The sequence below is a fragment of the Verrucosispora sp. WMMD573 genome (assembly GCF_027497175.1).
Lineage (GTDB): Bacteria > Actinomycetota > Actinomycetes > Mycobacteriales > Micromonosporaceae > Micromonospora.
The window spans coordinates 865694-892350 of record NZ_CP114901.1; the positions used below are offsets into that span (position 1 = coordinate 865694).

Here is a 26657-nt window from a genome sequence, read left to right on the forward strand (position 1 = left end):
TCAGGCCTCCCCCGGCTCATCGCCGAGCGCCACCGGCACACCGACCAGCGAGCCGTACTCGGTCCACGATCCGTCGTAGTTCTTCACGTTGCGGTGGCCGAGCAGCTCCTGGAGCACGAACCAGGTGTGCGAGGAGCGCTCGCCGATGCGGCAGTAGGCGATGGTTTCCTTGCTGTCGTCCAGCCCGGCCTCGCCGTAGATCTTGCGCAGCTCGTCGTCGGACTTGAAGGTGCCGTCCTCGTTGGCCGCCTTCGACCACGGCACGCTGATCGCGGTCGGGATGTGGCCGCCGCGCTGTGCCTGCTCCTGCGGCAGGTGGGCGGGGGCGAGCAGGCGGCCGGCGTACTCGTCGGGGCTCCGCACGTCGACCAGGTTCTTGGTGCCGATCGCGTCGACGACCTCGTCCCGGAAGGCCCGGATGCTGGTGTCCGGCTCGCTGGCGACGTACTGCGTGGACGGGCGGGTCACGGCGTCCGCGACCAACGGCCGGGCGTCCAGCTCCCACTTCTTGCGACCGCCGTCGAGCAGCTTGACGTCGCGGTGGCCGTAGAGCTTGAAGTACCAGTACGCGTACGCGGCGAACCAGTTGTTGTTGCCGCCGTACAGGATGACGGTGTCGTCGTTGCTGATCCCCCGCTCGGAGAGCAGCGCCTCGAACTGGGTCTTGTTGACGAAGTCCCGGCGGACCGGATCCTGAAGGTCGTTCTTCCAGTCCAGCTTGATGGCACCGGCGATGTGGCCGGAGTCGTAGGCCGAGGTGTCCTCGTCGACCTCGACGAAGACGACGCCCGGGGCGTCGAGGTTCTTCTCGGCCCACTCGGCCGAGACGAGTGCGGTGTCGCGACTCATCAGATCACTCCCTGGTGAGGATGGATGGTGAGCCAGCGCGCGGAGATCGGGATGTCAAGATGTCGCACCACGCGCGGGACCCATAGCTCGGAACGGATCACGGGTTTGTGCGACGGCGCCGCTGCCGGGCGTCCGGTGGGGTGCACCGGGAACGAGGTACGCGTGCCCCTGGTGCCTTGGCCGCTAGGCGGCCCGAGCCAGCCCCGCCGTCAGATGACGGGGCGACACAGGCAGGTGGCCACGCGGCACAGGTCGACCGCGCGCCGTTTGGTGAGGAGCGTCCCCATGAGCAGGGAGCCTACCAGCGATCCCAGATATCTCTATCGGGCCGACCAGCATCCGGGACGCCGAGCCGGCGGTCAGCCGACCGAGTTGATCGGCACGTCCCGTGCGTCGGCGGTCACCGTCAACCCCTGCGGCTGCGGCCGAACCTCGCGAACGGTGAGCTGGAACGGCAACTCCGGCAGGGGCACGTCGACCGAGATGCTACGGGCGAAGTTGCTCACCAGGGTGCGGGCCAACGGCACGTCCGGCAGCCCTTCGGCGTCCAGGTCGTCGAACTGTAGTGCCACCTGCCCCTGCTCACCGACGACGATGTCGGCGGTGCCGGTGACGGTCAACCGCTGGCCGAGGATGTCCACCGGAGCGGTGACGGCGAGCTGCCCGTCCCGCTCACCGAGGGTCAGCCCCTCCCGGTCGAGCAGGGCCGACAGGCTCTGGTAGCTGATGGTGCCGGTGCCGTTGACCGTCTCGGCCACCACCTCACCCTGGCCGGTGCGCAGGGTGTCCAGCGAGGCCCGCACGTTCCGGGCGTCCACGTCCAGGCTGGGCAGCGCGACGGCGTCGCCCTGCACCGAGGCGCGCACGTCCCGCAGCTTGATCGAGATGCGCTCGTACCGGCCGTCGAGCACCTGGGTGAGGAACGGGAAGCCGCCCACCTCGACCTCGGGCGGCAAGGATTGCGCGCCCTGTTCGGCGACCTGCTGGCGTACCTCGTCGGCGATGGTGCGCTCGGCCACGCTCGCCGCCACCCGGTCGGCGATGGCGATCAGTCCGGCGAGCACGAGCAGCAGGACGACGAACCCGATCAGCACCTTGCGTCCGCGTCGCCGCGGCCGCCGCTCGTACGTCTGCTCCTGCTCCACGCCGTCTCCTGTCTCGTCGTACCTCGATGCCGTCAGCGGTGGACCGGTGGTACCCGTGGTCCGGATTTCTCAATCGCGCGGCCGGGCGGGCCGCCACGCGCTGACGGTCAGAGCACCAGCCGACACATCAGGTACGCGGCCGGCGCCGCCATCGCGAAGCCACCCAGAGGCCCCTGCACGTGCCGTACGGCCCAGACCGACGGCACTTCACCGGCCATCAACCGGCCCGCCTCGGCGTAGCTCACGGCAAGGTCGGCCAGCACGGCGACGACGGCCGCCGCCAGGCCGATGATCGCGGCCCGGGTAGGGGTGAACGGGGTGACCAGGTAACCACCGAGAAGCGCGCTGATCAGCGTGCCGACCATCGCGCCGCCGACCACCCCTGCCGCCCCCCTGGGCACCTGGGGCGCGAGCCTCGGCCAGGCCGCGACGGCGTCGGTCACCCGGGCGACGGTGAGCGCCGCGCCGGCTGCGGTCAGGCAGACGGCGATCGTCTGGGTGCCTGCCGGGATCCGGCTGAGCACGATGAGCGTGGCCAACGCGACCACTCCGAACACGATGGTGGCGGTGGTCCGCAGCGAGTCGGTCACCCGGACCCGGTCCACCCGTCGGACCAGTTGACCGAGCACCGCGGCGAGCACCCCGACGATCGCGATGTAGAGCAGCGGCGCCAACCGGGCCTCAGCCGACCGTACGGCCACCACGTCGGCCGCCACCGCGGACACCGCGCCGACCCCGAGGACGACCGCCAGTGCCGGCGGCCGGGTGACCATGGTCCAGACGAGCACGAACAGCACCTGCACGGCGAGCACCACGAGGGTGAAGGGCAGCCGGTGCCCGGGACTGGACGTCTGCCCGGCGACGACCAGGCCGAGACCGAGCAGCGCGGCGAAGCCGCCGATGGCGAGGGAGAGCTGCCGGCGCACCTCGACCGGTGGTTCCTCCTCCTCGTCCTCGACGTCCGCCTCGTCGTCGACGCGGCGAGCCGAACCGCCCCGGCGCAGACGGCGAGGGCCGCGTGAGGGCCGCTCGTCGGTCTCCACGGCCGGACCGGTACGCGGCGGCGATCCTCCCGGGGCGGGCGGATCCTCGGCCCACGGGTCACGGCCGGTCTCGGGCGAGTTGGAGGGAAACACCCACCGATCGTGCCAGACCAACCTCACATCGCGGGTGCCAGCGTTTCCGCGACGTTAAAACCTGGGCCGCGATCAGGGGCAGATAGGGCAAAGAGGAAACCGCGCCAAGGTCGCACGCGAGCAATCAGTTACGCTCAACGGCGAAACCCGCCCGTCAGCGACGCCGGGACCCACGGAAGTTCCCAGCGCCACACCCCGCAGGAGTGCCGCTGGTCGCGCGCGGCCGCAACCGGCCGCCGGGACGGAGGTGATCGTGGAGATCCTGCTGTTGGTGACCGCACGGGCAGGCGAACCATCCGCAGTGCTGCCGGCACTGGACCTGCTGCCGCACTCGGTGCGCACCGCACCTCGCGATGTCCGCACCCTGGTCGCCGGCCCCAGCCCGGACGCTGTGCTGGTCGACGCCCGCTCCGAGCTGAGCGAGGCCCGGGCCACCTGCCGGATGCTGCACGCCACCGGGCTCGGCGTACCGCTGGTCGCGGTGGTCACCGAGGCTGGCCTGATCGCACTCAACGCCGACTGGGGCGTCGACGACGTCATCCTCGCCTCCGCCGGCCCCGCCGAGGTGGAGGCCCGACTGCGGCTCGCGGTCGGCAGGCTGAGCAACGCGACCGCCGGCGCCGGCGGTTCCATCCGGGCCGGCGAGCTGATGATCGATCCGGACACCTACGCGGCGAAGCTCAAGGGTCGCCCGCTCGACCTCACCTACAAGGAGTTCGAGCTGCTGAAGTTCCTCGCCCAGCACCCCGGTCGGGTGTTCACCCGCGACCAGTTGCTGCGCGAGGTGTGGGGTTACGACTACTTCGGCGGGACCCGCACGGTCGACGTGCACGTGCGTCGCCTGCGCGCCAAGCTCGGCTCCGAGTACGAGTCGATGATCGGCACCGTCCGGCAGGTGGGTTACAAGTTCGTGGTGCCGTCGTCGCGGACCTTGTCGGAGGCCACCGAGCACACGCCGCTGCCGATGCGGGCACTCACCATCGAAGGCTAATTACCGATATGCCCTTTTTGGTCGACTAGTGCGTTCTATCGTGACTGCCAGTTGACCAGCGGGGGGCATTGGTGGGCGGTAACCAGGTGGGGGCGGCACGGGCCGTCGGGATCATCACGCTCGTGGTGACGGCGGTCCTCGGCTCGGCGTACCTGCTCGGACGAAGCCTGGTGCCGGATGCGTCGCGGACCGACAACGTCGTCACCGCGACCGGCGTCGAACACCCCGAGTACGCGGACCAGTCGGCCCCCATCGACGCCGAGCCCGACGCCACCCGCGCACCGGACGGGTCGCAGCGCAGCGACGAACAGGAGCAGGACCCGAACGTCGGCCCGATGGGCACCCGGGTGAGCACCGGCACCGCCGATGTCGCGCTCACCTTCGACGACGGACCACACCCTGACTACACCCCGCAGGTCCTCGCTATCCTGCGGGAGCACCACGTCACGGCCACCTTCTGCGTGGTCGGTAAGAACGCCCAGGCGTACCCCTGGCTCGTCGAGCAGATCGTCGCCGAGGGCCACACCCTCTGCAATCACAGCTGGGACCATGACGTCGCCCTGGGTGCCCGGTCGGCCGAGTGGATCCGCACCGACCTGATCCGGACCAGCGAGGCGATCCGCGCCGCCGTGCCGGACGCGCCGATCGCCTGGTACCGGCAGCCCGGCGGCGCCTGGACCTACTCGGTCATCTCCGTCTCCCGCGACCTCGGCATGGCGCCGCTGCACTGGACGCTGGACCCGTCCGACTGGCGGGCGCCGGGCGCGACCCGGATCGCCACCTCCGTGATCAACGGGGTACGGCCCGGCTCGATCGTCCTGCTACACGACGCGGGCGGCGACCGTCAGGGCACCGTCAACTCGCTGTACCGGATCCTCCCCGATCTGGCCGGCCGGTTCGACGTTCAGGCGTTGCCACCGCGCGGACTGTGACGGGGGCAGCAACCGTCCCGTGCGCGCGGCGCACCTTCCGTGCGGTTACGGTGATGCGATGAGCAGCAGCCAGGCGGGCATCGACCAGGTCAGCCGCGTCGACCGGCTCGGCCCGGCGGAGATCACCGAAGTGCTGGCGCTCGCCCGAACGGCCGGCGACGCCGACGGGGCTGACCCGATGGACGAGCACGTGTTGCTCCGCCTGCGCGACGAACACGCTGCGGCGAGCCACCTGGTTGCCCGCTCCGCCGACGGCACGCTCACCGGGTACGCGCACCTGGACACGACCGACCCGGACAGCGGCGTCGGCGTGGAGCTGATGGTGCACCCGGCGTACCGTCGGCGCGGTACCGGGCGGGCGCTGGCCCGGGGAGTGCTGGCCACCGCCGCCGGGCCACTGCGGGCGTGGGCGCACGGCGACCACCCCTCGGCCGCCGCCCTCGCGGTCGACCTCGGCTTCCACCGCGCCCGGGTTCTCTGGCAGCTACGTCGGCCGCTCGCCGCTCCGCTGCCCGAACCGCGCCTGCCCGACGGGGTGACGCTGCGCGCGTTCCGCCCCGGCAGCGATGACGAAGCCTGGCTGACACTGAACGCGCGAGCCTTCGCCGACCATCCGGAGCAGGGCCGATGGACCACAGAGGACCTGCGGGTACGGCTCACCGAACCGTGGTTCGACCCGGCCGGCTTCCTGCTCGCCGTCGAGTCGGCGACCGGCCGGCTGCTCGGCTTCCACTGGACCAAGGTGCACGAGCGACCCGGCTCCGCCCGCATCGGTGAGGTGTACGTGCTCGGGGTGGAGCCCGCCGCGCACGGCGGCGGGCTCGGCCGGGCCCTGACCATGGCCGGCCTCGCCCACCTGCGCGACCGACGTGGGCTGGACCGGGTGATGCTCTACGTCGACGAGTCGAACACCGGCGCGGTGGCGCTCTACGAGCGGCTCGGCTTCGCCCGCTGGTCCGCCCACGTCAACTACCAGCTCGGCTGATCCGCCGTCAGGGCAGGTAGAACCGGGGTCGGTCGGGGTCGGACAGATCCAGCCGGGGCGTGACCGGGGTGACCGCGTCGCGGTCCGCCGCCGCCGCTGCCACCGCGGTGAGGTCGGTGCAGGCGGCCATCTCGCCGAGGGTGACCAGGGTCGGCGGGAGCATGGTCAGGTCCCCGGCCGCTGCCTGTCGGCCCGCCTCGACGGGCCGGATCCACAGCGTGTGGTCGGCCTCGCCGGAGACGTCGCGGGTCCGCTGTCCCTCGGGCAGCAGCGCCACGAAGAAGTACGTGTCGAACCGACGCGGCTCGAATTCCGGGGTCACCCATCGGCTCCACGGCAGCAGCAGGTCCGACCGGAGCGTGAGCCCGCGCCCGGCGAGCAGGTCGGCGAACCCGGTCCGCCGCTGCTCCAGGTCGACCCGGGCAGCTTCCCAGCCGTCGTCGCTGACATCGCCGACGACCCGCGTGGCGTCCGGCCCGGCGAGCAGCACCCCCGCCTCCTCGAAGACCTCGCGGGCCGCCGCGCAGACCACCGCCTGCGCCGCGTTCGGAGCCAGCCCCAGGCGTGCCCCCCAGTCCGTCGGTGCCGGACCGGCCCAGTCCAGGTGGATCGTGGAGTCCGAGGGGTCCACTCCACCACCTGGGAAGGCGTACATGCCACCGAAGGCCATCGCCGCGACCCGGCGGATCAGGTAGACCTCGAAGCCGTCGTCGGCCGGGCGGAGCAGCAGCACGGTGGCGGCCACCCGGGGCACCGCCGGCACCGCGCCGGAGGCCCGGAACCGGCGGACGTGCTGCACCAGCGCGGGCGGCGCCGGGAAGCCACGGTCGATAGTCATGCGCCGAGACTAGTCCCGACCCCCGGATGCCCAGTACAGTCCTCTGCTGATCTTCGGTAGCGTCGCGCCATGACTCGTTGGGGCATCCTGGCCACCGGCCACATCGCCGCCCGCTTCGCCGAGGACCTCCGGCTGGTGCCGGGGGCCGAACTCGTCGCGGTCGGTTCCCGCACCGCCGAGACCGCGGAACGCTTCGCGGAACGGCACGGCGTACCACGGGCGTACGGCTCCTGGACGGAACTGACTGCGGACGCCGACGTCGACGTGATCTACGTCGCCACCCCGCACGCCGCCCACCACGAGGCGGCCCTGGCCTGCCTCACCGCCGGCCGGCCGGTGCTGGTGGAGAAGCCGTTCACCCTCGACCTGGCCACCAGCACCGAACTCGTCGACACCGCCCGCGCCGCCGGCGTCTTCCTCATGGAGGCGATGTGGATGCGGTGCAACCCGCTCATCCGGCGGGTCTGCCAGCTGATCGCCGACGGCGCGATCGGCACGCTGACCGGGGTCCGGGCCGACTTCGGCGTCGCCGGCCCCTTCCCGCCCGAGCACCGGATGCGCGCCCGGGCGCTGGGCGGCGGCGCGCTGCTGGATCTCGGCGTCTACCCGATCAGCCTGGCCCACCTGCTGCTCGGCACGCCGCAGCACGTACGGTCCTGGGCGAAGCTGGGCCCGGAGGGCACGGACGAGAACACCGGCCTGATCCTCGGCTACGACTCCGGTGCCGTGGCCACGTTGAGCTGCGGCATGGTGGGCGCCACCGGGCTCACCGCCTCGATCACCGGCAGCAACGGGCGGATCGAGCTACCCGAGCCGTTCTTCCGACCCGACCGGTTCACCCTGTACCGCGCCGACGCGGCACCCGAGACGATCACCGAGGAGCTGGTCGGCTCGGGCTACCAGCACGAGGCCATCGAGGTGCAGCGGTGCCTGGCCGAGGGGCTGACCGAGAGCCCCTTGGTACCGCACTCGGCCACCCTGGAGATCATGGGCCTGCTGGACGACATCCGCGCCCAGATCGGCGTCTCCTACATCTGACAGGTCGAAGGGCCCCTGGGACGACGGGGGCCCTTCGACACAGGTCAGCTGAACATAGGACGGACCAGGAAGTACATCAGGGCACCGATCGAGCCGGCCGCCGGGAAGGTCAGGATCCAGGCACCGATGATGTTGCCGGCCACGCCCCAGCGCACGGCGGAGAGCCGCTTGGTGGCGCCGACACCCATGATCGCTGAGGTGATCGTGTGCGTGGTCGAGATCGGCGCACCGAGCACCAGGGCATTGAAGTAGAGCACGCCGCTGGCCACGGTCTCGGCCGCGAAACCCTCCGGCGGGCGCAGGTCGATGATCTTCCGGCCCAGGGTCCGGATGATCCGCCAGCCGCCGGCGTAGGTGCCGGCCGCCAGCACGGCCGCCGAGGTCCAGAACGCCCACTCCGGAATGTAGGTGGCATCGTCCTGGTAGCCACCCACGAAGAGGGCGAGCACCACGATGCCGATGGTCTTGGCGGCGTCCTGCATGCCGTGGCCGACCGACATGGCCGCCGCCGAGGCGGTCTGGGCCCAGCGGAAGCCGCGGTTCAGCTTGCCCGGGTGCCCGTTCCGGAAGACCCACTGCACGGCGATCATCACGATGTAGCCGAGGATGAAGCCGACCATCGGCGACAGGATCATCGGGATGATCACGCTTTCGCCGATGCCGGTCCAGAGCACGGTGCCGGAGGCGGCGACGGTCGAGCCGACCAGGCCACCGATCAGGGCGTGCGAGGACGACGAGGGCAGGCCGAAGTACCAGGTGATGAGGTTCCAGGTGATCGCGCCGATCACGCCGGCGAAGACGATGCCCAGGCTGGAGACACCGGTGGGCAGCTCGACCAGGCCGCTGCCGACGGTCTTGGCGACCTCGGCGCCGAAGTGGGCGCCGATGAAGTTGCCGACCGCCGCCATGGCCAGGGCGACCCGGGGTGTCAGCGCCCGGGTGGAGATACTTGTCGCGATCGCGTTGGCGGCGTCGTGGAAGCCGTTGGTGTAGTCGAACACCAGGGCCACCCCGATCACCGCCAGCACGGCGATGAGCTCGGGACTCACAGGATCAGGACTCCTTGACCGCGATGGTCTCGACCGTGTTGGCGACGTGCTCGAAGGCGTCGCAGGCGGCCTCCAGCTCGTCGGCGACCTCCTTCATCTTCAGCACGGTCAACGCGTCGTACTCACCGGAGAAGAGCCGTACCAGCAGCATCCGGTAGGCCTGGTCGCCGTCGTTCTCCAGCCGGTTGATCTCGATCCAGTAATCCTCGAGATCCTTCATCGACTTGAGTCGGGGCATCGCGTCCGCGGTCAGCTTCGCCTGCTGGTCGAGTACGTGCACCAGCTCGTGCATCTCCCGGGGCAGCGACGGCAGCTTGGTCAGCCCGTAGAGGTAGAGCAGGTTGCCCACCGCCTCCAGGTGGTCCATCACGTCGTCCAGGAGGGAACCGAGCCGGTAGATGTCCTCGCGGTCGAAGGGGGTGACGAAGGTGGAGTTGATCTTCTTGTACAGGTCGTGGGTGATCTGGTCGCTGTCGTGCTCCACCTCGGTGAGCCGCTCGCTCACCGACTGCACCTCGACATCGGGCAGGGCCAGCTCGTTGAGCAGCTCGGTACCCCGGACCAGATTCTGCGCGGCCCTGGTGAAGAGCTCGTAGAAAGCGCCCTCGTTGGGGCGGAAGGAAAACCTCACAGCACGGACCTCGTCGTGTCGGGTGGAAGGGGTGGCGGCCGTGGCTCGGGCGCCCTGCTGAGGGAATGCTAGGGAACCGTCAGATCGGCGATTATTCGGCCCACCCCTGGCCAGATGACATTCACCGCTCGTTCAACTTCCGTTCACCTTCACCGGTCCCGTGGTGCCCAGCAGTCGCTCCCGTTCCCGCTCGATGTCGAAGTCGGCTGGCGGATACCCCAGATCAAGAGTGTCGAACGTCTCACGCAGCAGGTGCGCCACCGCCCAGTCGCGGTACCACTTGCGGTCCGCCGGCACCACGTACCACGGCGCCTGGTCCGTATCGCACCTGGCGAGCACCTCGGCATACGCGGCCTGGTAGTCGTCCCACCGGGTCCGGGCGTCGACGTCGGACGGGTGGTACTTCCAATGCTTGGTGGGATCGTCCAGGCGGGCCAGCAGCCGCTTCGCCTGCTCGGCTTTGGAGATGTGCAGAAAGACCTTGACCACTGTCACCCCGGCGTCGGTCAACTCCCGCTCGAACTCGCCGATCTCCGCGTACCGGGGTCGCCAGACGTCCTCCGGCGCCCGCTCCTGGACCCGGGGCACCAGCACGTCCTCGTAGTGCGAGCGGTTGAAGACCCCCAGGTTGCCCGGCGGCGGCAGGGCCCGGCGGATCCGCCACAGGAAGTGGTGCCGCAGTTCCTCGGCGGTTGGCGGGCCGAACGCCCGGATGTGCACGCCGAGCGGATTCATCGCCCCGACCACCCGCTTGACCGTGCCGTCCTTGCCGCCGCAGTCCATCGCCTGGAGCACCAGCAGCACCCGCCGGCCGACACCGGGTTCGGCCTTCGCGCCCGCGAACAGCATCTCCTGTTGCCCGGCCAGCCCCGCACCCAGCCGGGTCAGCTGCCGGCGGGCCCAGGTCTTGCGGTCCGGCCAGGTCACCTCCGGGCCGGGCAACCCCGGAGTCGAGCGGGGATCGATCTCCGCGAGGTCCACCGGTCCGCCGGGCCGTACCCGGAGCAGGTCGCGTACCGCGCCGCCGTTCGGCGCCACCACGTCGAAGCCACAGTCGTCCACCATCGGAGCATCATCACCCGCCCGCCGCCGGTCCGCGCGACGGAGCCGGTGCACGCCCGGGCCGGGGGCCGGCGATGCGGGGACGATCGCCCGCCGGAAACGGCAGCGTCAGACCACCAGGGCCAGCCACTTGCGGTACGAGGTGGCGAACGGCTCGGTGCCGTCGCCGAGCGCGCCGAACAACCAGCGCGCCGCCGCCTCGGCCTCCACCACCAGGTCGTCGGGATACCCGAAGCGGACCCGGTGCTCGGCGAACTCGTCCTCGTCGCGCAGCTCGACCAGGCCGGTCTCGCGACGCCGGACCACGTCCAGGTCGAGGTCGATCAGATGAACGGTGTCCTCGCCCTCCCAGCGGGCCGGGCTGGCGATGTCGCAGTAGACCTCGCTGGTGCGGGGCGGCGGGTTGAACATGCCGGTCCACCAGGCGTGGTGAGGCACCAGCAGCACGAAGGGAATCTGCTCGACCGACGGCCGGCCGTGGTAGACCGAGCTGGTGCCGGCCGGCACGCCGAGCCAGATGCCGAGGTCGTCCTCGGCCAACCGGCGGGCCGGGTAGTCGCGGTGGGCGCTGCCGTCGAACTTGCGGTAGATCACACGGATCACGTCGCTCGGCATGAGTCGCACCCTAGCCGATTCCGCCCACGGCTCGCCGCCGGGAAGTTACCGGACGACAGGGAGAATTCCGTGCCGCGCGACCGCGACACGGGCCCGCTCGGTACCGACCGCGTCCGCCCCGGCGGGTACCGTGCCACGGTGACCCCGCCCCGCACCGCCACCGGCACCGGCACCGCCCGCGACAAGGCACGTCGGCGGGGCGACCGGCCGGGCGGAGCCGAGCTGTTGTCCGCTGCGGTCGGTGCCGTGCCCGGCGGCACGGCCCGACCGGGCCAGCAGCGGATGACCGCGGCGATCGAGGAATGCATCAGTACCGGGGACCACCTGCTGGTGCAGGCCGGCACGGGCACCGGCAAGTCCCTGGCGTACCTCGCCCCGGCGTTGACGGTGGACGGACCCGTGGTGGTCTCCACCGCCACCCTGGCGTTGCAGTCTCAGCTGGTGGAGCACGACCTGCCCCGGCTGGCCGACGCCGTCGAACCGCTGCTCCGACGCCGCCCCACGTTCGCCGTGCTGAAGGGCCGCCACCACTACCTCTGCCTGGCCCGGCTGGAGAACTCCACAGCGGACGAACCGGAAGACACTCTCTTCGACGCCCCGGCCGAACGTCCCGGCGGCACCCGCTGGCTCGGTGAGGCCGGCCGGCTGGGCAAGCAGGTCCAGCGCCTGCGGGACTGGGCACTGGAGACCGACACCGGTGACCGCGACGAGTTGGACCCGGGCGTCGACGACCAGACATGGCGGCTGGTCTCCATGCCCGCCCGCGAGTGCGTCGGTGCCTCCCGCTGCCCGTACGGTGCGGAGTGCTTCGCCGAGGCGTCCCGGGCCCGGGCCCGGGAGGCGGACATCGTGGTGACCAACCACAGCCTCCTCGCGGTCGACATGCTCGCCGGCCGGCACATCGTCCCGCCCCACCGGCTGTTGGTCGTCGACGAGGCCCACGAACTGGCGGACCGGGTCTCCTCGGCGGCCCAGGCGGAGTTGACCCCGGACCTGATCGACAGGTATGCCCGGCGGGCCCGGCCACTGCTGCGCCCGGAGACGGCCGAAGCGTTGACCGCATCGGGTGACGCCCTCGCGGTCGGGTTGGCCGAGGCACCGGCGGGACGGATCACGAGCGGGCTGCCCGGCCCGCTGCGGGAGGCATGCACGCTGTTGGACGCCGCCACCCGTACCGCCCTGGACAGCATCGGCGACGTCAAGGCCGACGACCCCGACCCGGTACGCAAGCAACAGGCCAAGGCCGTCCTCGACGAGTTGTCCACCACCGCTCAGCGGCTGCTCGAAGAGGCCGAGCACGACGTGGCCTGGGTGGAGCGCAACGACGTGACCGGACGGCGGGCACTTGTGGTGGCGCCGCTCTCGGTCGCCGGCACCCTGGCCACCCACCTCTATGACGAGCGGACCGTGGTGGCCACCTCGGCCACGCTCGCGCTCGGAGGGCGGTTCGACACGGTCGCCCGGGCACTGGGCCTCGACTCGCCTCCGACCGGCCCCCCGTCGCCGGCCGCCGCTGCCCTCGCCGAGGCCACCCGGCGACCGTCCGGTCCCGACGAGGGGGCCGGTGGCACCGCACCGCGCAGGCCGGACGACGCGGGCGGGCTGACGGACTCCGGGCTCGGGTGGCGTTCAATGGACGTTGGCTCGCCGTTCGACTATCCCCGGCAGGGCATCCTCTACGTGGCCGCGCACCTGCCCCGCCCGGGGGCGTCCGGGCTGCCCGAGGCCGCCGGGGAGGAACTGCTCGCGCTGGTCACCGCGCTCGGTGGGCGTACGCTCGGGCTCTTCTCCTCACGCCGGGCCGCGCAGCAGGCGGCGGAGCTGCTGCGCGCCCGGACCGACCTGCCGGTGCTGCTTCAGGGTGAGGAGACGCTGCCGCTGCTGGTCCGACGTTTCCGCGAGGAGCGGTCGAGCTGCCTGTTCGGGGTGATGTCGTTGTGGCAGGGCGTCGACGTTCCGGGCGACGCGTGCCAACTCGTGGTGATCGACCGGCTTCCGTTTCCCCGCCCCGACGAGCCGCTCGCTGCGGCCCGGGCGGCGGCGGTCGACGCGCAGGGCGGCTCCGGCTTCGCCGCGGTGAGCGTCCCGATCGCGGCGGTTCGACTCGCACAGGGCGTGGGCCGGTTGATCCGGGCCAGCGGTGACCGGGGCGTGGTGGCGGTACTCGACTCCCGGCTGGAGACGGCCCGCGGCTACAGCTCGTTCCTCCGTCGCTCGTTGCCGCCGTTCTGGTACACGACCCGTCCGGAGGTGGCCCGAGGCGCGCTGGCCCGTCTCGCCGCGAGCTGAACCGGCTGGCGTCGCACGCGGCAGGCGGGCCGGCTCAGGGTGCCCGGGAGGCGACGACGACGGCGTCGGGCGGGGTGTCCGGAACGCGCCGGGCGGCGAGGCGTCGCACGGCCGTGTTGAGCACCGCGATGATGGGCACCGCGACCAGCGCGCCGGTGATCCCGGCGAGCACCACGCCGGCCGCCAGACCGATGATCACTGCGAGCGGGTGGATGGCGACCGCCCTGCCCATGATCAACGGCTGGAGGATGTGGCCCTCCACCTGCTGTACGCCGATCACCACGCCCAAGATGATCAACGCGGTCACCGGGCCGCTGTCCACCAATGCCACCAGCACCGCCACGCCCCCGGAGAGGGTCGCGCCGACGATCGGGATGAACGCGCCGAGGAAGACCAGGGCGGCCAGCGGAAAGGCGAACGGGATGTCGAAGATGACCAGGAAGATGCCGATGCCGACGGCGTCGATGAAGGCGACCAGCACCGTCGCCCGCACGTAGGCGACAAGCGTCGCCCAGGCGGCCCGGCCGGCGTCGTCGACCTTCCAGCGCGCGGCGACGGGCAGCAGCCGGACCAGGAACCGCCAGATGATGTTGCCGTCGCGCAGGAAGAAGAAGGTGGCGAAGAGGACCAGCACCGTGCCGGTCAGCACCTCGGCCAGGGTGGCTGCGGTGGAGAGGGCGCCGCTGGTGAATCGCTCGGTGTTGTTGTCGACCCACCGCTGGGTCTCCTCGATGTACCGGTCGAGGTCGTTGTCCGACAGGTGCAGCGGCCCGGTCTTGAGCCACTGCTGAATCTGCTGTAGCCCCTGGGTCGACTTCGCGGTCAGTTCCGGAACGCCCTTGATGAACTCGTTGACCACCAGGGTGAGCGTGCCGATCACCGCGGCCAGCCCAGCGACCAGTACCACTGCGGTCGCCAGTGATCGCGGCAGGCGGGCCCGTAGCAGCCAGCCGACCGCGGGTGCCAGCAGCGCCGACAGCAGCAGCGCCACCGCCAACGGGATGATCACGATGCTGATCGTGCCGACGAGCTTCAGCAGCGCCCAGAAGACGATGCCGATAACGATCAGCCGCCAGCACCAGGCGGCGGCGATCCGCAGCGCGTGCGGCACGTCGGCGTCGTCGCGACTGGAGGTGGAGTTGTGCAGTGGGGTGGGCGGGTCGGCACCGACGACGGTCGCCGCCGCCGGTGCCACCGGCCCAGGGCTCGACGGCGACGCCAGGCCGGGCGGCTCCGCGGCATCGGCGGGAGTCTGGCTGCCCGCTCTGACCGACTCCTTGCCCGACTCGTACGCGCGACGCAGCCGTCCGCGTATCCGCTCGAAGCGGCTCAAGCGCACCTCCCGGCAGATCGGCCTGCGCACTGCGTCAGGTCGGACAGGATACGCCCGACCAGGCAACGGTAGGACGGATACGCCACCCACAGTGCCCCGCCGACCGGTCCGCCAACCCGGTGACCACCGGCGTCCCGGATGGGACGACACGGTAGCGTCTGCGGCGTGACCGCCGATCCGAACCTCGACTCCGGCCTGCCCATCCGGCTGCTGCACGACCGCGTGCTGGTGCGAATGGAGGGCAGCGACGGCGAGCGGCGTTCCAGCGCCGGCATCGTGATTCCCGCCACCGCGGCGGTGGGCAAACGCCTGGCGTGGGCCACCGCCGTCGGGGTCGGCCCCAACGTACGCTCCATCGTCTCCGGCGACCGGGTGCTCTTCGACCCCGATGACCGGTCCGAGGTCGAGCTGCACGGCGAGGGCTACGTGCTGCTGCGCGAACGCGACGTGCACGCGGTGGCCGCCGAGCGGATCGAGGAGAACGCCACCGGCCTCTATCTCTGACCGGCTTCGGCACGCTCGACCGGTCCGCGCCTCGTTTGTCGCGCTCCCCGACGGGAAGCCAGCCGCACCACCGGCCTGGGGAGGGACGATGCCGGTATTCGTGAAGAAGGTGCTGGCCTGGGGAAGCCTCGCGTTTCTGATCTACTTCATGGCGTTCCGGCCGGAGGGCGCCGCACAGATGTTCAAGGCCATCGGTGCGGCCCTGATGATGATGGCCCAAGGGCTCGGGGACTTCCTCACCAGCCTGATGACCTGAGCCCACTGGCCGGTCGCTCCGGTCACCGGCTGGCTGGTCGGCCCGGGGCGGAGCAACGGTGGCCGGTGACCGGAGCGGTCAGCGGTGACCGGGCGGCCAGGGCGCGGCGGGACGTGGACCGTACCAGCCGGGCTGGCCGTAGCCGGCGGGAAATGCGGGCGGCGGAGGTGGCGGCGGGATGAGCACCACCGGAATCGGGACCACCGGCTCCTCGGGGGCCGCCACCGCCCGCTGCGAGCCGTCCGGGAACCGCAGGTGGTAGCGGTGCCCATCCCAGACGCCTACCGGCGACTGCGGATCCCGACCCACGAAGTACGACCGGTACGCGGCGATGGAGTGCAGCAGTTCCTGTTCCTCCCGGGCCGTCCGGTCCCGGTCGACGGGGCGGCGGTCCAGACCTCGGGTGGCGCCGTCCCGCAGCAGCGCCAACCGGGTCGCCGCGAACTGATAGCCACGCATCGCCCGTAGACCGGCGTCGCCGGCCACCCGCCGGGCCCACACCCGGGCCGCGTGTCGGCGGCCGAGGCTGCTCAACGCGGCCACCTCCGGCGGCGTGAGCCAACCGGCCCGTACGTAGTCCGGCAGCACCCGCTCGGTGAGCCGTCCCTCCCAGGCCCGTAGCCACACCGCCAGACCGACCATGCCGAAGAAGATCGGGACCATCACGCCAACGAAGCCGAAGAGTGAGATCAACACCTGACCTGTGGCCTGGGTCAGCGTCGGCAGCAGGTTCCACGTCCCGTGCAGCATCATCGCCAGCAGCAGCCCGGCGACCGGGGCGAAGAACCGCACCCGACGGTCCGCCGACCGCGCGGCGATACCGAGCCCGATACCGGCCATCGAGGTGAACAACGGGTGGGCGAACCCGAAGAGCAGGATCCGGACGATGAAGATGGCGATGACCTGTTGCGTCCCGGTCGCCGGCCCGTACTGCTCGACCCCCGAGGCGTATCCGTACCCGCCCAGGTAGAGGATGTTCTCCACCATTGCGAAGCCGATCGCGGACAGCCCGCAGTAGACGAGGCCGTCGGTGATGCCCGACCATTCCCGCCGCCGGAAGATCAACAGCAGGATAGGGCCGAGGGTCTTGGTCAGTTCCTCGATGAAGGGCGCGACCAGAACGGCGGTGAGAGCGACGGGCAGGCCCTGGTCCTCGAACCAGCCGGCCGCCGTCTCGTTCACCGTCAGGGACGCCGCGGTGGAGACGAAGGCACCCCAGGCGAAGCAGAAGACCAGGTACTTCAACGGCTCGGGCTCGTATCGGTCGAGCCAGAGGAAGCAGGCCACCAGCACCGGGACCGGCAGTACCGCAGCGGCGGTACCGACCAGCAGCGCCTCCGGGCCGAGGCTGGTGCCGAGCGTGAAGAGCATGAAGATCGCGCAGGCCGCGATCAGGATGATCACCCCGATCAGCACCAGCGCCCGTCGCCAGCTGAGGCGGCGTCGCGGCATTCCGGGTACGCCGTCACCCGCGCCTGGAGCGACGGGCACGGACGGCGACGGCGGCAGCGATCCGCCGGACGGGGTGACGGCCATGCGGTCAGCGTAGTCATGCGCGGCCCGTCCGGCCGGGCGCATGGCCCGCTGCGGAGGACTCAGCCGACCGGCGGTGCGGCGGGCCGCTGCCCAGCCGGTTGCGGCTTGGCCGGTGCCGCCGGCCGGTCCAGCTCACCGAAGGAGCGGCGCACCAGCCGGTTCGCCTCCTCCTGACTGATGCCGGAGGCCACCAGCAGATCACTGGCGGTGGTACGCACCTGGGCCACCACCACACTGCCGGAGAATCCGACCCCCTCGGCGTACGCCCGGCCGGCCTCGCTGACGGCGCGCAGCGACCGCTCCCGGGCCTGTTCGGGCTCCTCGCCCTGAGCAAACTCCTTCTGTAGCTGGCGCACCGCCTCGGCCAGGTGACCGACCGCGTCCGGCATCGGTTCCGGGATCGGCTCGTCGTCCTCCACCAGGGTCACCGCCCGCCGGATCAGGGTGCCGCTGTTGCGCATCGCCCGGTCGATCGGGTCCGCCGCCTCTGCGTAGTGGGTGAGCTCGCTGCGCCGATGCCATCGCGCCGGCGAGAGCAGCGCGGTCTCCTTGGCACCCTCGATCGCCTCGGAGAAGGTGGCCAACTCCTCCTTGTTGTCGCGTAGCCGGTCCAGCGCACTCTGGATCTTGCCCGCGTCGCGCTCCCGCAGCCCGTCGGCGGCGAGATCGAGCTGGGCGGCGAGCAGGTCCAGCGCCGGCCGGGCCGCCCGATTGAGCACCCGCAGCGGGTTGAGCGGCAGCAGGATCGCGGTGACCAGCAGCGCGATGCTGCCGCCGACGATCGCATCGATGAACCGGGGTATCTCCAGATCCTCCACCGACGGGCTGAGCGTCACGATCAGCACCGCGGTCGCCGCAGCCTGGATGACGATGGCGACGCTGCCCCCGGCGAAGACGGTCAGCACGATGGCGGAGGTCACCACCAGCCCGAGCTGCCACGGCCCGGTGCCGAGGAAATAGATCAGCAGGTCGCCGACGAAGACCCCGACGCCCACCCCGAGGATCAACTCGACGGTCCGGCGGAACCGCTGACCCACCGAGACGGCCAGGGTGCCGACGGCGGAGATCGGGGCGAAGACCGGTTGCGGATTGCCCAGCAGCTCATGCGCCGCCACCCAGGACAGCCCGGCGGCCAGACCCGCCTGCGCGGCCAGGCCGAGTGACAGGCGCACCCGGTGCAGGCGGTCGCGCAGGGTCGCCTTGCTCCGGTCATGCAGCTGCGCCATCGTCCCGGCGATCCGGGCCGTGTCCACGTCGGACCGGCCGTCGCGCTCGCCGCCTCGGCGCAGCAGCCGGGAAAGTCCGCGCCGGGCCACCGCCATGGCCGGGACTACCCACCTGACGCCCGGACATTCCCGCCGAAGCGGCACATCGCTGCGGACGGCCGACACCAGATCACGGCTTGTCGCCGGATCAGGCAGACTCGGGCCGGTGACGGGGTTGATCGCACGATGGCGTACCGCCGCCCGGGCAGCCGGAGCGGATGACCCGGCGTCGGTCGACGCCGCCGGCGCGGAGTTGCTCCAACGGTGGCGGGAGCCACACCGGCACTACCACACGATCGGGCACCTGGCCGCCGTGCTCGACGTGATCGATCGGTACGCGTCGACCGCGTCACGACCCGATCTGGTGCGACTCGCCGCGTGGTGCCACGACGCGGTGTACGACCCCCGCGCGGCGGGCGACCGGAACGAGCGCGACAGCGCGGCGCTCGCCGACGCCCTGCTCACCCGGCTGGGGCTGCCTCCGGCCGAGGTGGCCGAGGTGAATCGACTGGTCCTGCTCACCGCCGGTCACCTGGTGGATCCGGCGGATGCCGACGGCGCGCTGCTCTGCGACGCCGACCTGGCCGTGCTGGCCGCGTCACCACCGGAGTACGACAGGTACGCCGCCGCGATCCGCCGGGAGTACGCCCACGTGCCCGAGTCGGACTACCGGGCCGGCCGGGCCCGGGTGCTCGCCGGCCTGCTCGCTCTGCCCTCCCTGTACCGCATCCCCGCCCTGGCCACCCGCTGGACCCACCTCGCCCACACCAACCTCACCCGCGAACTGACCCACCTCACCCCCTAACAAGCCCCCCACCCCACCCGCCTCGCCCTGCCCCTCCTCGCCTCGCCGATCATGCAGTTGTGGCAGGCGCTATGGGTGCTTTGTTCGCTTTGCTACGTACCACAACTGCATGATCGACGGCGGGGGGGTGGGAGGGAGGGAGGGAGGGAGGGAGGGAGGGTGGGTGGGAGGGGGAGTGGGGTGGGAGAGGTGTTTGGGGCGGCGGAGGTTGGCGGCGCGCAGGAGACGGACGATGTCCCGACTGGGCACGACCCGAGCGCCGAGCCAGACGGCCATCGGGAAGCGCTCGGCGGGAATGTCGTAGTGATCCCGGTCGAAGCCCCGCCGGGGAGCACCCAGCATCTCGGCGAAGGCGTGCAGTTCGGCGAGGGAGACGTCGCTGATCAGGTGCGACCAGAGCCGGCCGCGCCCCGGCCAGGACGGCCGGTCCACGTAGATCACTCAGCCACCGTACCGGGCGTCGACCCAGGTTGATGATCACGAGGGGCCGGTCGTAGCCTCGGCCCCATGGCCACCTCCCCGCTCCTCGACGACCTGCGTGCCGCCCTCGGGTTGGACGCGGTGATCACCGATCCTGACCTGCTGCGCGGGCACGAGCGGGACGAGGCCGATCTCTGTGCCTCGGCGACGCCGCTGGTGGTGACCCGCCCGCGCAGCACCGAGGAGGTCGTCGCGGTGGTCCGGGCGGCCGGGCGGCACGGCGTACCGGTGGTGCCGCAGGGTGCCCGTACCGGGCTGGCGGGCGCGGCGAACGCCGTCGCCGGCGCGGCGGTGATCAGCACCACCTCGATGAACGCGATCCTGGAGATCGACCCGGTCAGCCGGATCGCGGTCGTCCAGCCGGGAGTGATCAACGCCGCGCTCACCGTCGCGGTGGGTGAGCACGGTCTGTGGTACCCGCCCGACCCCGGTTCCTGGGAGTCGTCCACCATCGGCGGCAACGTCGCCACCAACGCGGGCGGCATGTGCTGCGTCAAGTACGGCGTGACCAGCGAGTACGTGCTCGGTCTGGAGGTGGTGCTCGCCTCCGGTGAGGTGCTGCGCACCGGGCGGCGCACCGCCAAGGGCGTGGCCGGCTACGACCTGACCCGGCTCTTCGTCGGGTCGGAGGGCACCCTCGGCGTGATCACCGAGGTCACCGTCGCGCTGCGACCCGCACCAGCGGAGTCGCTGACCCTGGTGGCCGTCTTCGGCTCGACCGCGGGCGCGGGCGAGGCGGTGGCCCGGATCGCCGCCCAGGGGCTCTCCCCCAGCCTGCTGGAACTGCTCGACCGCACCCACCTGGCGGCGATCGAGGCGTACCGACCGATGGGTTTGCGCACCGACGCCGAGGCGCTGCTGCTGGCCGCCGTCGACACCGGCCCCCGGGCGGCGGCGGACCTGGCCGAGTTGGCTGCGGTCTGCCAGGCGGCCGGCGCCGAGGAGGTGTACGCGGCCAGCGACGCGGTGGAGGCAGCCGCACTGTTGCAGGCCCGCCGGTCGGCTCATCCGGCAATGGAGAAGTACGCCGCGGAGACGTACCCGGGCGGCAGCGGTGGCCTGATCATCGATGACCTGGCGGTGCCCCGGGGAGCGCTCGCCGCACTGCTCGACGGCGTGGCCCGGATCTCGGCCGAGTGCCAGGTGCCGATCGGGGTGGTCGGTCACGCCGGCGACGGCAACATGCACCCCAACATCGTGGTCGACCGGGCCGATCCGGCGAGCCTGGAGCGCGGCCGACGGGCCTTCGACGAGATCATGCGGTTGGGGCTGGACCTCGGCGGCACCTGCACCGGTGAGCACGGCGTCGGGCTGCTGAAGCGAGACTGGCTGGCCCGGGAGATCGGGCCGGTGGGCGTACGCGTGCACCAGTCGATCAAGGCGGCGCTGGACCCGACCGGCCTGCTCAACCCCGGAAAGGTGCTCTGACCGAGCAGCCGTCAGCCGACCATCTCGGCGGGCGTGTTCTGGGTGAGCAGCAGCAGGATCTCCTCGGCCACCGGCGGTCGCTCCTCCCCCGGACAGTCCTGCGAGGTGATCAGGCCGGCGGCGGTCAGCAGGGTGGAGGTGAGCGCGCCGACGCAGCTGACCCGGTAGCCGCGTGCCTCGTCGGTCTCCCGGGCCAGGTCCGGCTCGGCAAGCAGCTGCTGGAGACGCTCCCGGTGCTCCGCACTCAACTCGCCGGTCGAGGTGACTCCGTCGCCGGCACAGTCGATGCACTCCCAGCGTCCGTCCGGCTCCACGTTCAGGGTGCGCAGCGGACCGTCAGCCCCGTCGTTCTGAAGCAGGCTGACCCGGCCCTTTCCGGTGGTGGTGGCCCCCGCACCGCCGGGTTGCCCGGCGACCGGCGCGCTCGCCTCCACGGCCGGTTCGGAGTTGTCGCCGAAAGGCGCACAGCCGCCGAGAGCGACCGCCAGCAGGACGATGCCGGACAGGAAGGCCTGTCGTGATCGGGAAAGCGCCATCACTCGCGGAACTTACCCCACCGTAGGTAGGGAGCGTAACCCGTCAGAAAGATATCCATGCTCCACGATATCCAAAGTGGATCTCTCAGCGGGCCACGCCCGCCGCGCCGTCGTCGGCGCCCCGATCCGCAGCGTAGCCACGCACGTCCGGCGCACCGAGTCGCGCGGCGTCCGCGGTCGCATCGTCCGGCATCAGCTGGGACTGTCGCTCAGCCTCCACCCGGGCCCGGTAGTGGGTGACCTCCCGCGCCCGCCGAGCCGCGTCCCAGCCCAGCACCGCACCCATCAGCTCGGCCGCGTGCTCGGCCGACTCCAGGCCCCGGTGGCTGGTCTCGATCGAGATCCGGGTACGCCGGGTCAGCACGTCCTCCAGGTGCAACGCGCCTTCGGCGCGGGCCGCGTACGTCACCTCGGCGGCGAGGTACTCCGGCGCCCCCGCCAGTGGCGAGGCCAGCAACGGGTCGGCGTCGATCAGGGCGAGCAGGTCGAGGGTCAGGCTGCCGTAGCGCTCCAGCAGGTGCTCCACCACGCCCACCGGCAATCCGTGACGGCGGGCCAGGTCCGCCCGGTCCCGCCACATCGCCACGTACCCGTCCGCGCCGAGCAGCGGCAGGTCCGCCGTACGCGACAACCGCTGGCCACCGAGTCGGCGTACCGCCCGGTCGACCACGTCGGCGGCCATCACCCGGTACGTCGTGTACTTGCCGCCGGCCACCAGCAGCAGCCCGAGCATCGGCTCGATGACGGCATGCTCCCGGGAGAGCTTCGAGGTGGAGTCCGCCTCGCCGGCCAGCAGCGGACGCAGCCCGGCGTAGACGCCTTCGATGTCGGCGGTGGTCAGCGGGCGGTCCAGCACCGTGTTGACCTGCCGGAGCAGGTATTCGATGTCGCTGGCGGAGGCGGCCGGGTGGGAACGGTCCAATCGCCAGTCGGTGTCAGTGGTGCCGATGATCCAGTGCCCGCCCCACGGGATGACGAACAGCACACTGGTGGCCGTACGCAGGATCAGCCCGGTCTCGCCGGTGATCGCCGAGCGGGGCACCACCAGGTGCACGCCCTTGGACGCCCGGACCCGGATACCGGGCCGCAGCCCGACGTCGTTGAGCATGCGGGACATGTCGTCGGTCCAGACACCGGTGGCGGCGATGACCGTACGGGCGCGTACCTCGAACTCGGCCTCGGATGAACCGGCGGGCGCTTCCAGGTCACGGACCCGGACCCCGGTGACCTCCCGGGCCTGCCGGATCAGCCCGACCGCCCGGGCACTGCTCACCACGGTCACGCCGAGGCTGGCGGCGGTACGCGCCAGGGTGACCACCAGGCGGGCGTCGTCGACCTGCCCGTCGTGGTAGCGGATCGCGCCAGCCAGGCCGTCGGAGCGCAGACTCGGGAAGACGCGGCGGGCACCCTCCCGGCTCAGGTGGCGATGCAACGGCATGCCCCGGCCGCCGCCGAAAACTCCGGCGAAGGCGTCGTACGCGGCCACCCCGGCACCGTAGTAGGCCCGCCGCAGCAGTCGGGCGGGCAGGTCGCGGACGCCCTGACCGGCGGGCAACGGCACCAGGAACGGCACCGGCCGCACCAGGTGCGGTGCCAGCCGGGTGGCCAGCAGCCCGCGTTCGGTCAGCGCCTCGTGCACCAGGCCGAATTCCAGCTGCTCCAGGTAGCGCAGGCCACCGTGGATCAGCTTGCTGGACCGGCTGGAGGTGCCGGCGGCGAAGTCGCGGGCCTCGACCAGGGCAACCTTGAGCCCCCGGGACGCGGCGTCGACGGCCGCTCCGGCACCGGTCACCCCGCCCCCGATCACCAGCACGTCGAACCGCTCGGCGCGCAACCGACGCAGGTCGGCGGCGCGGCGGGCGGGCGACAACTGCCCGGCAACGGACCGCAGAACGTTCGGATCACGCACCCGTCCACGTTAACCGGCCCGGTGCTCCCCGACACGTGCCGGCCCGGGCACCTCGACCCGTTGCCCGTCAGATCCGTCCGACGGCGCGCCGGTTGGGCCGTACTGTGTGCGGATGCGGGCGGAACCCACCACACCCGGTTCGACCGGTAGCCCCTGGGCGATCGTCGCGGCGGTGCTCGCCGGCTGTTGGACGGTCGCGGTCACGGTTCTGGCACAGACCGGCGGCTGGGCCGTGGACCAGGTGGTGCTGATCGGCGGACTGGACCGGCTGGTGCCGCTCTGGCCGGTGGTCTGCCTGCTCACCGTGCTGCTGATCGCCGCCGCGGCGCTACCGTTGGCGCTCGTCCCCCGCTCGGCGGCGGTCCGTGTGACCGGCCGGGTCTGGTTCGCCGGCGCGCTCGTACTCGGCCTGTTCGGTCTGCTGCGGACGATCCCCCCGGTGCACCACGAGGCGTACCTCGGCGCGCTGGCTCTCGTGGCCACGCTGCTGACGGTGGTGACCTCCCGACTGCCCTCCCACGTCCTCGGCCTCAGCCGGCACGCCGAGACCGGGCGTCCGGCGCGACTGGGCGGGCAGCCGTCGGTGCCGGCCGCGCTCGCGGCGGCCGCCGGGCTCGCCCTGCTGCTGCCCTGGGTCTGGTGGGGCGCGCTCGGCGGGCTGGTGGAGACCATCCTCGCCGGGCTGGCTGCGGCGGCCGTCGGCGTGCTGGCCGCGACGCTGCTCGACGTCCGGTTCTGGGGTCGCTTCGAGGCCGACGAGCCGCCCCGACCGGCCCGGCTGGTGCTGCTGGGCGGGCTCGTCGCCGGGGTGGTGCTGCTGCTGATCGGTGCCGGCACCGGCCACTCAGGAGCGCAGTTGCCCCTGCTGGTGACGCTGCCGCCGGCCGGTTTCGCGATGGCCGCGCTGCATCTCATCAGCCGCCGGCCGGCCGGCGGACGTGGTGTCACCCACCCCGGCACGGGTCAGGTTCCGCCGGATCAACCGACAACCGGGGCTGTCGTGGCCCACCATCCGGCCGGGAACGGCGGTCGGACGCCAGCGGCCTGGCTGGTCGGGCTCGGCGTGTTCGGCCCGCTTGCCTTCACCGACCCGGAGGAGGTCAGCCTGCTGCTGGTCGGCAACCGCGACGTGCCCTTCTGGGTCGCGGCCGCGACCGGTCTCGGCCTCACCGTCGGGCTGGTGCTGGCGGTCGGGTACGGCCTGCTGCTGGCGCGCCGCTCGGCCCGTACGCCGAGCCGGGCGCTGGCCGTGGCGAGCGCCCTGACGCTGCTGGTCACGGTCAGTCTGGTCGGCGCGACCGCCGGCCAGCCGGGGCTGCACGGGGAGCGGCTCTTCGTGCTGCTCCGCGAGCAGGCGGACCTGAGCGGTGTGAGCGGTGGGTCAGGTCGGGCAGGCCGGGACGCACGCGCCGAGGAGGTCTACCGACGGCTGGTCGACACCGCCGAACGGACCCAGGCCGACCTGCGGCGAGACCTGCGTCGGGTCCGACTGCCGCACACCCCCTACTACCTGGTCAACGCGATCGAGGTGGCCGGTGGGCCGGCGGTACGGGCCTGGCTGTCCAGCCGACCCGAGGTGGCCCGGGTGCTGATCAGCCAGCGACTGCGTCCGTTGCCGGCACCCGCCGACAGCGCCACCGGCAGCGCTTCGCCTCCGTCCGGTCCGCCCTGGAACATCACCATGATCGGCGCGGATCGAGTCTGGTCCGAGCTCGGCGTCACCGGTGACGGGGTGACCGTGGGCAGTTCCGACTCGGGAGTGGACGGGCGGCATCCGACCCTCGCCGAGGGTTTCCGGGGCGGCGGCGACTCGTGGTTCGACCCGTGGAACGGCAGCGGGACGCCGACCGACCGCAGCGGACACGGCACCCACACGATCGGCAGCGCCGTCGGGCGGGACGGCATCGGTGTGGCCCCCGGAGCGCGGTGGGTCGGCTGCGTCAACCTCGACCGCAACCTGGGGAACCCGGCCGCCTACCTCGACTGCCTCCAGTTCATGCTGGCGCCTTTCCCGCTCGGCGGCGACCCGTTCCGACAGGGGCGGCCCGCCCGGGCACCGGAGATCCTGACCAACTCGTGGGGCTGCCCGCCGATCGAAGGCTGCGATCCCGCAGCGCTGCGGCCGGCCGCGCAGGCGCTGGAGGCTGCCGGGATTCTCGTCGTCGCGGCGGCCGGCAACACCGGCCCGTTCTGCGGCTCCGTGCAGGACCCGCCCGCACCGTACGCGGACGTGCTGACCGTTGGCGCGGTGGACGACCGGCGGCGGGTAACCGACTTCTCCTCCCGTGGCCCGACAGTCGCAGGCGTGACCAAACCGGATCTGATGGCGCCGGGGGCGGGGATCATCTCCGCGATGCCTGGCGGCGGGTACGCCGTGCTCGACGGCACCTCGATGGCCACACCACAGGTGGCCGGCGTGGTCGCGTTGATGTGGTCGGCCAACCCGGAACTCGTCGGCGACCTCGACCGGACGCGGCGGATCCTCCGCGAGACGGCCGACCCGATCGGGACCAGCGACCCGGCCCGGGCGCGCACCGATGACTGTGGCGGCCCGGCGAACGTCGTGGGCGCCGGGCTGGTCGACGCGTACGCGGCTGTCTCGGCTGCCCGTGGTTGATCATTACTCGGGCAGTACCGAATGCAGCTTCTTACGTACGTAGCGCCCTTGAATACCTTAACGGGGCAAATAGTAAAAAGATCCTGATAATGCCATTCGCTCATCCCGGTGCCCGGCGCGTCCTACCGTTTCGGTAGAGGAGGCAGCGATGAGCACGGACGACGATCAGGCCGGGGAGGTCCCACCAGCCACCGGGGCCGCGCTCCACGGCCTCCCCGGCCAACTGCCGATCGACCGGCTCGACTATGGCGACGCCGAGCAGCTGGCCGAGATGACCGGTGTGGACGAGCCACCCGAGGAGCCGCTCATCCTGGTGGACGAGCCGGTTCAGCACCGACCACCGTACGACCGGGCGCGAGAGCGACGGAACCAGCGGCCACTGCCGACCTAGTCTCGCCACCGCCGACACAGCGGAAGGGGCGGACCGC

26 protein-coding genes are annotated in these 26657 nt (G+C 71.9%); 11 read left to right on the forward strand and 15 right to left on the reverse strand.

Features of this window, described 5'->3' with window-relative positions; all coding sequences use genetic code 11:
• From O7601_RS04045 to O7601_RS04055, 4 genes are all read right to left on the reverse strand, one after another.
• A complete protein-coding gene (locus tag O7601_RS04045) occupies positions 1–849 on the reverse strand; it encodes a sulfurtransferase (protein ID WP_281564923.1) in 849 nt (282 codons plus the stop codon).
• Positions 850–1058: 209 nt separating this feature from the next.
• A complete protein-coding gene (locus tag O7601_RS29450; protein ID WP_311202345.1) occupies positions 1059–1136 on the reverse strand; it encodes an Ms5788A family Cys-rich leader peptide in 78 nt (25 codons plus the stop codon).
• 72 nt (positions 1137–1208) lie between these two features.
• Entirely contained in the window at positions 1209–1994 is a 786-nt protein-coding gene (locus O7601_RS04050; protein WP_281564924.1) for a DUF2993 domain-containing protein, read from the reverse strand.
• A 107-nt stretch (positions 1995–2101) separates the two neighbouring features.
• Positions 2102–3130, reverse strand: coding sequence for a hypothetical protein (locus O7601_RS04055; protein WP_281564925.1), 1029 nt, complete (start codon positions 3128–3130; stop codon positions 2102–2104).
• Between the two features lie 253 nt (positions 3131–3383).
• Here O7601_RS04055 and O7601_RS04060 point away from each other — a divergent pair, with 253 nt between their 5' ends.
• From O7601_RS04060 to mshD, 3 genes are all read left to right on the forward strand, one after another.
• Positions 3384–4121: a response regulator transcription factor gene (locus O7601_RS04060; RefSeq protein ID WP_281564926.1), complete on the forward strand. Its 738-nt coding sequence runs from the start codon at positions 3384–3386 to the stop codon at positions 4119–4121.
• 71 nt (positions 4122–4192) lie between these two features.
• Positions 4193–5053, forward strand: a complete 861-nt coding sequence (locus O7601_RS04065; RefSeq protein WP_281564927.1) for a polysaccharide deacetylase family protein — start codon at positions 4193–4195, stop codon at positions 5051–5053.
• 58 nt (positions 5054–5111) lie between these two features.
• A complete protein-coding gene (gene mshD, locus O7601_RS04070) occupies positions 5112–6038 on the forward strand; it encodes a mycothiol synthase (protein WP_281564928.1) in 927 nt (308 codons plus the stop codon).
• Positions 6039–6045: 7 nt separating this feature from the next.
• On the opposite strand, the gene O7601_RS04075 is transcribed toward mshD, so the two are convergent.
• Positions 6046–6876, reverse strand: coding sequence for an NUDIX domain-containing protein (locus O7601_RS04075; protein ID WP_281564929.1), 831 nt, complete (start codon positions 6874–6876; stop codon positions 6046–6048).
• A gap of 69 nt (positions 6877–6945) precedes the next feature.
• Here O7601_RS04075 and O7601_RS04080 point away from each other — a divergent pair, with 69 nt between their 5' ends.
• A complete protein-coding gene (locus O7601_RS04080) occupies positions 6946–7914 on the forward strand; it encodes a Gfo/Idh/MocA family oxidoreductase (RefSeq protein WP_281564930.1) in 969 nt (322 codons plus the stop codon).
• 44 nt (positions 7915–7958) lie between these two features.
• On the opposite strand, the gene O7601_RS04085 is transcribed toward O7601_RS04080, so the two are convergent.
• The 4 genes from O7601_RS04085 to O7601_RS04100 all read right to left on the reverse strand — a co-directional run bounded on the left by O7601_RS04085 (position 7959) and on the right by O7601_RS04100 (position 11271).
• Positions 7959–8963, reverse strand: coding sequence for an inorganic phosphate transporter (locus O7601_RS04085; RefSeq protein ID WP_281564931.1), 1005 nt, complete (start codon positions 8961–8963; stop codon positions 7959–7961).
• A gap of 4 nt (positions 8964–8967) precedes the next feature.
• Positions 8968–9594 carry a DUF47 family protein gene (locus tag O7601_RS04090; RefSeq protein WP_093403380.1) on the reverse strand — a complete coding sequence of 209 codons (627 nt, stop codon included), beginning with the start codon at positions 9592–9594 and terminating at the stop codon, positions 8968–8970.
• Positions 9595–9726: 132 nt separating this feature from the next.
• Positions 9727–10659 (reverse strand): PPK2 family polyphosphate kinase, encoded by a 933-nt coding sequence (locus O7601_RS04095; protein ID WP_281564932.1) that lies wholly within the window; start codon positions 10657–10659, stop codon positions 9727–9729.
• Between the two features lie 105 nt (positions 10660–10764).
• On the reverse strand, positions 10765–11271 hold the full coding sequence (locus tag O7601_RS04100; protein ID WP_281564933.1) for a DUF402 domain-containing protein: 507 nt from the start codon (positions 11269–11271) through the stop codon (positions 10765–10767).
• A gap of 138 nt (positions 11272–11409) precedes the next feature.
• Between O7601_RS04100 and O7601_RS04105 the strand changes: the two genes are divergently transcribed.
• The gene (locus O7601_RS04105; RefSeq protein WP_281564934.1) at positions 11410–13560 is read left to right on the forward strand and encodes an ATP-dependent DNA helicase; all 2151 of its coding nucleotides are present in this window, start codon (positions 11410–11412) and stop codon (positions 13558–13560) included.
• 34 nt (positions 13561–13594) lie between these two features.
• Here the strand turns inward: O7601_RS04105 and O7601_RS04110 are convergent, their stop codons facing one another.
• Positions 13595–14893: an AI-2E family transporter gene (locus O7601_RS04110; RefSeq protein ID WP_281564935.1), complete on the reverse strand. Its 1299-nt coding sequence runs from the start codon at positions 14891–14893 to the stop codon at positions 13595–13597.
• 165 nt (positions 14894–15058) lie between these two features.
• Between O7601_RS04110 and O7601_RS04115 the strand changes: the two genes are divergently transcribed.
• Together O7601_RS04115 and O7601_RS04120 are read left to right on the forward strand one after the other, a co-directional pair.
• The gene (locus tag O7601_RS04115) at positions 15059–15397 is read left to right on the forward strand and encodes a co-chaperone GroES (RefSeq protein WP_281564936.1); all 339 of its coding nucleotides are present in this window, start codon (positions 15059–15061) and stop codon (positions 15395–15397) included.
• A gap of 88 nt (positions 15398–15485) precedes the next feature.
• Positions 15486–15653, forward strand: coding sequence for a hypothetical protein (locus tag O7601_RS04120; RefSeq protein WP_166458800.1), 168 nt, complete (start codon positions 15486–15488; stop codon positions 15651–15653).
• A gap of 78 nt (positions 15654–15731) precedes the next feature.
• On the opposite strand, the gene O7601_RS04125 is transcribed toward O7601_RS04120, so the two are convergent.
• Both O7601_RS04125 and O7601_RS04130 read right to left on the reverse strand, forming a co-directional pair.
• Positions 15732–17231, reverse strand: coding sequence for a PrsW family intramembrane metalloprotease (locus O7601_RS04125; protein ID WP_281564937.1), 1500 nt, complete (start codon positions 17229–17231; stop codon positions 15732–15734).
• 17 nt (positions 17232–17248) lie between these two features.
• Positions 17249–18505, reverse strand: coding sequence for an FUSC family protein (locus O7601_RS04130; protein WP_281566785.1), 1257 nt, complete (start codon positions 18503–18505; stop codon positions 17249–17251).
• A 115-nt stretch (positions 18506–18620) separates the two neighbouring features.
• Here O7601_RS04130 and O7601_RS04135 point away from each other — a divergent pair, with 115 nt between their 5' ends.
• A complete protein-coding gene (locus tag O7601_RS04135; RefSeq protein ID WP_281564938.1) occupies positions 18621–19259 on the forward strand; it encodes a metal-dependent phosphohydrolase in 639 nt (212 codons plus the stop codon).
• A gap of 69 nt (positions 19260–19328) precedes the next feature.
• Here the strand turns inward: O7601_RS04135 and O7601_RS04140 are convergent, their stop codons facing one another.
• The gene (locus tag O7601_RS04140) at positions 19329–19700 is read right to left on the reverse strand and encodes a DUF4031 domain-containing protein (protein ID WP_281564939.1); all 372 of its coding nucleotides are present in this window, start codon (positions 19698–19700) and stop codon (positions 19329–19331) included.
• Between the two features lie 66 nt (positions 19701–19766).
• On the opposite strand from O7601_RS04140, the gene O7601_RS04145 reads away from it, so the two are divergent.
• Positions 19767–21167: an FAD-linked oxidase C-terminal domain-containing protein gene (locus O7601_RS04145; protein WP_281564940.1), complete on the forward strand. Its 1401-nt coding sequence runs from the start codon at positions 19767–19769 to the stop codon at positions 21165–21167.
• Positions 21168–21178: 11 nt separating this feature from the next.
• Here O7601_RS04145 and O7601_RS04150 read toward each other — a convergent pair whose 3' ends face one another.
• Both O7601_RS04150 and O7601_RS04155 read right to left on the reverse strand, forming a co-directional pair.
• Positions 21179–21703, reverse strand: a complete 525-nt coding sequence (locus O7601_RS04150; protein ID WP_281564941.1) for a hypothetical protein — start codon at positions 21701–21703, stop codon at positions 21179–21181.
• Between the two features lie 85 nt (positions 21704–21788).
• Positions 21789–23612 carry a glycerol-3-phosphate dehydrogenase/oxidase gene (locus O7601_RS04155; protein WP_281564942.1) on the reverse strand — a complete coding sequence of 608 codons (1824 nt, stop codon included), beginning with the start codon at positions 23610–23612 and terminating at the stop codon, positions 21789–21791.
• 112 nt (positions 23613–23724) lie between these two features.
• Here O7601_RS04155 and O7601_RS04160 point away from each other — a divergent pair, with 112 nt between their 5' ends.
• Both O7601_RS04160 and O7601_RS04165 read left to right on the forward strand, forming a co-directional pair.
• Positions 23725–26229: a S8 family serine peptidase gene (locus O7601_RS04160; protein WP_281564943.1), complete on the forward strand. Its 2505-nt coding sequence runs from the start codon at positions 23725–23727 to the stop codon at positions 26227–26229.
• Positions 26230–26377: 148 nt separating this feature from the next.
• Entirely contained in the window at positions 26378–26620 is a 243-nt protein-coding gene (locus tag O7601_RS04165) for a hypothetical protein (protein WP_281564944.1), read from the forward strand.
• Positions 26621–26657: the final 37 nt, after the last annotated feature.